General features: G+C 71.1%; 6 protein-coding genes. 1 reads left to right on the top strand and 5 read right to left on the bottom strand.

Annotated features, from left to right (window positions below):
* Positions 1-60: 60 nt before the first annotated feature.
* Positions 61-1,431: an AMP-binding protein gene (locus tag VGW35_09200; protein HEV8307830.1), complete on the bottom strand. Its 1,371-nt coding sequence runs from the start codon at positions 1,429-1,431 to the stop codon at positions 61-63.
* Between the two features lie 225 nt (positions 1,432-1,656).
* Here VGW35_09200 and VGW35_09195 point away from each other — a divergent pair, with 225 nt between their 5' ends.
* Complete coding sequence (locus tag VGW35_09195; GenBank protein ID HEV8307829.1) at positions 1,657-3,408, top strand: ATPase, T2SS/T4P/T4SS family; 1,752 nt, start codon at positions 1,657-1,659, stop codon at positions 3,406-3,408.
* Positions 3,409-3,502: 94 nt separating this feature from the next.
* Here the strand turns inward: VGW35_09195 and dinB are convergent, their stop codons facing one another.
* The 4 genes from dinB to VGW35_09175 all read right to left on the bottom strand — a co-directional run.
* Positions 3,503-4,654, bottom strand: coding sequence for a DNA polymerase IV (gene dinB, locus VGW35_09190; GenBank protein ID HEV8307828.1), 1,152 nt, complete (start codon positions 4,652-4,654; stop codon positions 3,503-3,505).
* Between the two features lie 7 nt (positions 4,655-4,661).
* Entirely contained in the window at positions 4,662-5,090 is a 429-nt protein-coding gene (locus VGW35_09185) for an archease (protein HEV8307827.1), read from the bottom strand.
* 55 nt (positions 5,091-5,145) lie between these two features.
* Positions 5,146-5,904 carry a response regulator gene (locus VGW35_09180; protein HEV8307826.1) on the bottom strand — a complete coding sequence of 253 codons (759 nt, stop codon included), beginning with the start codon at positions 5,902-5,904 and terminating at the stop codon, positions 5,146-5,148.
* On the bottom strand, positions 5,897-8,460 hold a 2,564-nt coding region (locus VGW35_09175), incomplete at its 5' end, for a sensor histidine kinase KdpD (GenBank protein ID HEV8307825.1). The genes VGW35_09175 and VGW35_09180, both read right to left, overlap by 8 nt.

Here is an 8,460-nt window from a genome sequence, read left to right as displayed (position 1 = left end):
CGGGGCCACGGGCGGCCGCGCGTCTCGGCGTCGTTCCGCCGGATCGCTTCGGCGCCCGCCTCACCGCTGAATTTGCCAGCGATGGCCCGGCGGCCGGTGGTCGAAGAATCGCTTCGCCTTGAGCTCGTACCGGGGAAGCGTCCCGGGGCGCAGCACCTCCACGGCGATCCGGACCCCGATCGCCTCCTTGAGCACGGCCTCCGCCTGATCGCCGAGTCCGGCGTGGCTCAACTCGGGGACGTCGGACCGGGCTTCCGCCTTCACGGTCACCGCGTCGTTCGCGGCTTCCCGGGCGACGTGGAGCTCGTAGTGCTCGCTGAGCCCGCCGACTTTGTGGAGGAGCGCCTCCACCGCCGTCGGGTAGACGTTGACGCCCTTGACGACGATCATGTGGTCGCTGCGCCCGAGGACGCCGCCGGGATAGCCGAGCCAGGTCGTTCCGCACGCGCAGGGCGCCCCGGTCCAGCGCACGAGGTCGTGCGTCCGATACTTGATGAGCGGCTGCCCGTGCTGGATGTACGAGGTGACGATGTGCTCGCCGACCTCGCCGTCACGGACCCGCCGGCCGTTCTCGTCGACCACCAGCGCATGGTACCAGTCCTCGCAGAGATGGACGCGGTCGCCCAGCGGGCAGCCGGGATTGGTCGGCCCCAGCTCGGCGATCCCGTACAGGTCGTACACGCGGGCGCCCCAGAGCTCCGCGATGGCGTCGCGGGTGGTGGGAATGGAGCCGCCCGGCTCTCCGGACACGATGACCACCGAGACCGAGGTCTGCCGGAGGTCCACGCCGAGCTCGCGGGCGACCTCGCCGAGATAGAGCGCATAGGTCGGCGTGGCCAGCACGACGTCGGGCTTGTAGGCGAGGATCTGGTTGACGCGGCCGCGCGAATCGAGCCCCCCTCCCGAGATCACCGTGCCCCCGAGCCGCCGCACGCCCATGTAGGCGCTCCAGAATGCGGCGAAGATCCCCCAGTGAAAGGGGAAGTAGAACGCGTGCCGCGGCCGGAGGCCGACCGCCCAGTAGAGGTAGACCCATGACTCGCCCCAGAGGAGCGACGAGTGGTACGTCAGCGGGATGTGGAGCGGCGCGCCGGTCGAGCCCGAGGTCTGGAAGCGGTGGAGGAAGAAGTCCTCGGGGACAGCCAGGGCCTCGCCGAACGGCGCGCTCACCGCCTGGGCGTCGAGGATGTCCGTCTTGTCGATGACGGGCAGGCGTTGCTCGAAGTCATCCAACGTGCGGATCTGAGCGGGCGTGACCCTGGCCCGTTCGAGGAGCCGCCGGTACATCGGGCTCCGGGCATAGGCGTAGCGGATCAGGGTCTGGAGCTTCGTGAGGTGGAGGCGGTCGAGCTCGGCGCGGGACAGGGTCTGGGTGTAAGGGTTCCAGAATCTGGCACCCAGGGTGCCGGGCTTGAAGAGTCGGAGGGTCACGGTGCTCGTCCCGGGGGTTCCGCTCGGCCGCTACGCTAGCATCGGCCCGGGACCCGACGCAACCGACCGACCGCCCGACACCGCCCCGCCGGGGATTGACAGAGACCCGGCGTCGGGCGTTGAATAATCGTCACCCCCGTCCACCGGGGAAACTGGAACATGACGCGCCGATCTGATTCAGACAGGCCTGCGGAAAGGCCCGGGGCGAGAGAGCCGGACGCCGACGTGCGGCCGCAGCCGGTCGCGCCCGGTCCGGCCCCGACGAGCAAGGACGCGACATCGCCCATCGGACGACGTCTGGGTCAGCTCCTGGTCGCCGACGAGGTGATCACGGCGGTCCAGCTCGGCCAGGCCCTGGCCGAGCAGACCCGGACCAACGAGAAGCTCGGCGCCGTCCTGGTCCGACTCGGCTTCATCGACGAGGACCAGCTGATGCACTTCCTGTCGCGCGCGTATGGCATTCCGGTTGTCGCCCTGCCGGAGTCGGCCGTCGACCCCGAGCTGCTGCGGCTGGTCCCGGCCCGGATCGCCCGGAAGTACGACGTCATCCCGGTGCGCCGCTCGGCCACCTCCCTCACGCTGGCGATGGCCGACCCCACCAACCTCCCGGCGCTCGACGACGTGACCTTCGTGACCGGCATGCGGGTCATCCCGGCCATCGCCCCGCCCTCGCTGATCCGCCGGACGATCGAGCACTCCTACGCGGCCGTCGACGCCCTGACCGAGGCCGAGGCCGAGGCGGGCGAGCTCGAGCTGGTCGACGGCCGGGAGACTGCGGACCCGGTCGACTTCCTGGAGCTCAAGGCCTCGGCCGACCAGGCGCCGGTGGTCCGCATCGTGAACCGGATCCTCCTCCAGGCGATCCGGCGGGGCGCCTCCGACATCCACCTCGAGCCCTCGGAGATGGCATTGCGCGTGCGGTTCCGGATCGACGGCATGCTTCACCACGTGAAGAACCTGCCCAAGCGGCTCGAGCCCGCGGTCCTCTCGCGCATCAAGATCATGGCCAACCTGGACATCGCCGAGCGTCGGCTCCCCCAGGACGGCCGCCTCAAGCTCCGATACAGCGGGCGCGAGATCGACTTCCGCGTCAACGTCCTGCCGATCATGTTCGGCGAGAGCGCGTCCATGCGGATCCTGGACAAGGAGGCGCTCAAGCTGGACCTGGGCCAGCTCGGGTTCGATTCCCTGAGCCTCGAGCAGTTCAAGCAGGCGATCCGCAGCCCCCACGGGATGATCCTGATGACGGGGCCGACCGGATCGGGCAAGACCACGACGCTCTACTCGGCGATCCACGCCGCCAAGTCGCCCCACATCAACATCCTGACCGTCGAGGATCCGATCGAGTACCACCTGGAAGGCGTCACCCAGGTCCCGGTCAACGAGGAAATCGGGCGGAGCTTCTCGGCCGTGCTCCGCTCCTTCCTCCGCCACGACCCCGACGTCATCCTGGTGGGGGAGATGCGCGACCTCGAGACGGCCCAGATCGCGGTCCGGGCCGCGCTCACCGGGCATCTGGTCCTCACGACGCTGCACACCAACGACTCCCCCTCCACGATCTCGCGGCTCGTGGACATGGGGATTCCCGCGTTCCTCATCGCCTCCGCGGTCCGGTTGGTGGTGGCCCAGCGCCTGGTCCGCAAGGTCTGCCACGCCTGCAAGCAGCCCTACGAGACCGGCGAGGACAGCCTGGCGGTCTACGGGTTCAGCGACGAGGGCCGCGGGAAGCGGACCCTCTACGCGGGGAAAGGCTGCGCCATCTGCAACTTCACCGGCATGAAGGGCCGGATGGCGCTCTTCGAGGTGATGCGGATCACCCCGGAGATCCGCGACCTCATCACGGAGAACGCCCCGGTCAACTCCATCCGCGACGTCGCCCGGCACCAGGGGATGCGGACCCTGCGCGAGGTCGGCCTCATGAAGGTGCTGGAAGGGCTGACGACCGTGGAGGAGATCCTGCGGGTCACCGCCGACTAGGTCATTTCGGGGGGGTCTCGGAAGAAACCCCCCGAAGCCCCCCGTCGTGGCGGTCGTGGGAGGGGCCTCGACGGCCCCCTCCCGGCCCCGCCCTTCAGGGCGGCGGGCCGGCCTCGGGCAGCCCTCCGCCGTCGAAGCAGATCAGCTCCTGGGCTGCCGGCTCCCGGTACTCGCGCAGGAGCTTCTCCACCCGGACCCCGATGAGCCGGATCTTCTTCCGCCGGGGATTCTCGCGGGCATCGAGAAACGGCTGGAGCAGGCGTCGGGCCTCCCCGTCGAGGGCCTCCTCGGTCGCGAGCGGCGCCCGTCCGGTGTGGGAGCGGCTGGTCGTGACGAAGTCGGCGAAGCGGACCGTGACCGTCACCGTCCGGAAGGCCCGGAAGCCGTCGGCCAGCAGCCGCTCGAAGACGGCGCGGGCCAGGAGCCGGGCGCGCTCGAGGACGAAGGCCGGCTCCAGCGTGTCGAGCTCGAACGTCTCCTGCTCGCCGACGGACTTCGGCTCCCACTCGTTCGAGACCGGGTCGTCGGAGACGCCCCGCGCCCGCCGGCCGAGGTCCTCGCCCCACTTGCCGAACCACTCCGTCAGCTGCGCGGGCGCCACCGCCCGCAGCTCCCCGACCGTCCGGAGGGCCCGTTCCTGGAGGAACAGCTCGGTCTTCGGGCCGATTCCCGGGATGACGCGGATGGGGAGGGGATCGAGGAACGCCTGAACCGCCTCCGGACGCACCACCGTCAGCCCGTCCGGCTTCTTGAAATCCGAGGCGATCTTGGCCACGAGCTTGTTCGGCGCGAGGCCGATCGAGCAGGTCAGGCCCTCGCGCTGGACGATCTCCGCCTTCAGCGCGCGACAGCGCGCCTCGGCCGGCTCGAAGCCGCCGAGCGCCGAAAGGTCCACGTACGCCTCGTCGATGCTCGCCCGCTCGAAGGCGACCGCGTCCGCGGCGACGATGGTCATGATCCGCCCCGACACCTCCCGATAGAGGGCGTGGTTGCCTCGGAGGAACGCCGTCGCCGGCTCCCCTCGCCGCCGGGCGGTCTCGGCGAGCCGCCAGGCCTGGGAGATGGGCATGGCCGACCGGATGCCGTACTTCCGGGCCGCGTAGTTCGCGGTGGTGACGACCCCTCGCCCCATCCCGCCCTTCGGATCGGCGCCGGTGACGATCGGTCGCCCGCGGAGCTCGGGGTGATGGCGCTCCTCCACGGCGGCATAGAAGGCGTCCATGTCGACGTGGGCGATGATCCGCATGGGGCTCTCACACATCCAGGATGACGCGAGTCCGCCATCCCTCGTTCGACCGCGTCACTTCGAGCATGTGGGCGGTCGGCGCCTTCACGTCGAGCCGCATGGGCAGGTCCGCCCGGATCGGCTCTCCCGCCGCGGTCGCCGTCAGGACGAACCGGCCGTCCACCTGGTCCACCGTCACCTGGAACCGGGCGAAGAACATCGAGTGGGCGTCCTTCCGGAAGACGAGCTCGGCCAGCCACTCGAAGAGCAGCCCCTCGAGCGTCTCGTTCGCCAGCTCGATCTGGACGGCCTGCCTGGGCTCGACGTGCTCGAGGTCCACCATGACGGCGAAGGTGGCCTGGCCACAGGCCGCGAAGAGATCGGCGAGAGTGTCCCCCCAGGCCTCGAAGGCGACGTCGGCGATGGCGACGTCGTCAAGGAACCGATACCCGCCCATCAGCCAGATTCTAGCGCCGTGGCCGATGACCGTCGCATCCCGGCGCCCTCGGCCCTCAGTCCGTGATGAGCCGATACCCGACTCCGGGCTCGGTGAGCAGGAAGCGGGGGCGGGTCGAATCGGTCTCGAGCTTGTGACGGAGCTGCGCCATGTAGACCCGGAGGTAATGCGTCTGCTCGGCGTACGGCGGACCCCAGACCTCCTGCAGGAGCTGCCGGTGGGTGAGCACCTTGCCGGCGTGCCGGATGAGCGTGGTGAGCAGCTTGTACTCGGTGCGCGTGAGGTGGACCTCCGCCCCGCCGACGAACACGCGGCGGCGCCCCAGGTCGACCCGGATGTCGCCGACGACGAAGGTCGAGTCGGCCGGCTCCCGGGCGGCACCGGTGGCGTGGCGCAGGGCGACCCGCATGCGGGCGAGGAGCTCGCCCACCGCGAAGGGCTTGGCCACGTAATCGTCGGCCCCGGCGTCGAGGGCGGCGATCTTGTCGCGCTCCTGCCCGCGGGCCGAGAGCACGATGATCGGCACCGCCGTCCACTCCCGCAGCCGCCGGAGCACCTCCAGGCCGTCCATGTCCGGCAGCCCGAGGTCGAGGATCACGATGTCGGGCTGCCGGGTGGCCACCTGCATCACGCCCTCCTCGCCGGTGCCCGCCTCGACGAGATGATACCCTTCTCCCCCCAGCGTCGGCCGGAGGAACCGTCGGATCTGCGGCTCGTCCTCGATCACGACGACGACCGCGCCGCCGCCGGACTCGGCGGCGGGACCCTGGCGCTCCCCCGGCGCCACGGGATCCGCCCCGGGCGCGTCAGTCATCGTCGGCCGGGATCTCCGGCGGCTTCTCGGCCAGCGGCAGCGTGACCCGGAACACGAGGCCCCCGCCCGGGCGATTCGCGGCCGAGATCCCGCCGCCGTGCGCCTCGATGATCCCGCGGCAGATGGCCAGCCCCAGACCGACCCCGCGCTCCGTCCCGGTCAGCCGGCCCCGGTAGAACTTGTCGAACACGCGGGTCTCCTCCCCGGGCGGCAAGCCCGGCCCGCGATCCGCGATCTCGAGCGCGACCTGATCGTCGCCGGCGGTGGCGGCGATCTCGAGCGGGCTGCCGGCCCGAGTGTACTTGAGGGCATTGTCGAGGAGGTTGATGAGCACCTGTTCCACCAGCACCCCGTCGAGCGGCACCAGCGGGAGGTCCGGCGGCAGCCGCGTCGTCACCGGCCGGTCCTCGAGGCGCGTCCCGAGTCGCGCCAGGGCCGCCCCCACGATCTCCTCCAGCGGATGCCACTCCTTCCGGATCTGGAGCGCGCCGGACTCCAGCCGCGTCATGTCCAGCAGGTTGTGGACCAGACGGTTGAGCCGCTCGGCCTCCTCGCGAATGACCTGGAGGAGCTCCCGGCGCGCCGCCCGATCCAGATGATCTCCGGCTTCGAGCAGGCTGCTGGCGGCGCCGGTGATGGTCGCCAGCGGCGTCCGGAGGTCGTGGGAGACGGAGCTGAGCAGCGTGTCGCGGAGCCGCTCGGACTCGGTCCGCAGCTGGGCCTGCTCGGCTTCCTCCGCCAGGAGGGCGCGCTCGATCGCGAGCGCCGTCTGGGCGGCGAAGGCTTCGAGCAGGTGCCGCTGCTCGGGCGCCGCGAACGCCTGGGGCGCCGCCGGCCGGACGCCGAGCACCCCGATCGTGCCGCGCGAGGCGAGGAGGGGCCGGTAGAGGGCCCGCGCGCCCGGCAGCGTCTCGGTGCCGAGCCCGGCCGGCTGGCTGTGCTCGTAGGCCCACTGGCGGACGCCGTGCTCGCTCGGGTCGTCCTCCGGCGTGAGGAGGCTTCCCGCCCGGGTCACCAGGCGACCGCTCGCGTCCGGAAGGAACACCGCGACCTCGCTGGCGAAGACCTCGCCGATGTGGCGGATCGCCGCCCGGACGAGCTCGTCCACGCCGCGCAGGCGCGCGAGCTCCCCGCTCATCTCGTGCAGCACTGTCGTCCGGCGCTCGCGCTGGCGAGCCGACTCGGCCTGTTGCCGGATGCGCACGGTGAGCGTGCTGATGACGGCGGCGACCACCAGCATGACCGCGAAGGTGACGAGGTATTGACTGTCGGACACGGCAAACGAGAGGTAAGGCGGGACGAAGAAGACATCGAAGGCGGCGACGCTCAGGACGGACGCGAGGATGGATGGGCCGTGGCCCCACCGGGCGGCGACCAGCACGACCCCCAAGAGATACACCATCACCAGGTTCGCCATCTCGAAGGCCGGGAACAGGAGCCAGGCGAGGGTCGTGCAGAAGGCGACGACGCCGACGGCCGTGGCATATCCCGCCCAGTCGGTCGCATGGGGCCGGGGCCTGAAGCGCCCGGGCTCGGCGACTTCGCGCTCGCCCGTGATGACGTAGACGTCGATGTCCCCGCTCTTGCGGATCAGCTCGTTCACCACCGAGCCGGACAACGCCTCCCGCCAGCGCGATCCGCCGGGCTTCCCCACCACGATCTTGCTGACGTTCCGCTCGCGCGCGTAGACGACGGTCTCCTCGGCCACGCTCTGGCCGGTCAGGGTGACCGTCCGGGCGCCGAGCTGCTCGGACAGGCGGAGGGTCTCCGCCACGCGGTCGCGGTCCTCCGCGGAGAGGCGGGCGTGGGCCGGCGTCTCGACGTAGGCGACCCACCACTCGGCCCGGAGCCCGGCCGCCATCCGGCGGGCGGCCCGCACGACGCGCCGGGCAAACGGGCTCGGGCTCACGCAGACGAGGATCCGTTCGGCGACCGGCCACGGCGTCGGGATCGCGTGATCGCGCCGGTAGACGTCCATCTGGGCGTCCACGCGGGCGGCCGTGGTCCGCAGCGCGAGTTCACGGAGGGCGATGAGATTGCCCTTCCGGAAAAACTTGCGGACCGCTTCCTCCACCTGCCCGGGAACGTAGACCTTGCCTTCCTTGAGCCGCTGGATCAGGTCATCGGGCGGCAGATCGATCAGCTCGACCTCGTCGGCCTCCTCCAGGACGGAGTCGGGGACGGTCTCGCGCACCTGGACGCCGGTGATCTTGGCCACGACGTCGTTGAGGCTTTCGAGGTGCTGGACGTTGACCGTGGAGTAGACGTCGATCCCGGCCGCCAGCAGCTCCTGCACGTCCTGCCAGCGCTTGGCGTGCCGGGACCCGGGGGCATTGGTGTGGGCCAGCTCGTCCACGAGGATGAGGGCCGGGCGGCGGGCGAGCGCGGCGTCGAGGTCGAACTCGCGGAGGCGAGTCCCCCGGTACTCGACGAGGCGAGGCGGAACCGGCTCGAGGCCGACCAGGAGGGCCTCGGTCTCCGGTCGGCCGTGCGGCTCTACGTACCCGACCACGACGTCCGCGCCGGCGCCCCGCCGCTCCCGGGCTTCCTCGAGCA

The organism is Candidatus Methylomirabilota bacterium, from assembly GCA_036005065.1.
Taxonomy (GTDB): Bacteria; Methylomirabilota; Methylomirabilia; order Rokubacteriales; family DASRDR01; genus DASYQW01.
Note: the sequence above shows the minus strand (reverse complement) of the source record. Positions and strands in the feature narration are given on the sequence as shown.

Excerpts from the sequence above, each read along its gene's own strand:
- VGW35_09185 (HEV8307827.1), bottom strand. The coding sequence starts at position 5,090 with ATGGGCGGGTATCGGTTCCTTGACGACGTCGCCATCGCCGACGTCGCC.
- dinB (HEV8307828.1), bottom strand. The coding sequence starts at position 4,654 with ATGCGGATCATCGCCCACGTCGACATGGACGCCTTCTATGCCGCCGTG.
- VGW35_09180 (HEV8307826.1), bottom strand. The coding sequence starts at position 5,904 with ATGACTGACGCGCCCGGGGCGGATCCCGTGGCGCCGGGGGAGCGCCAG.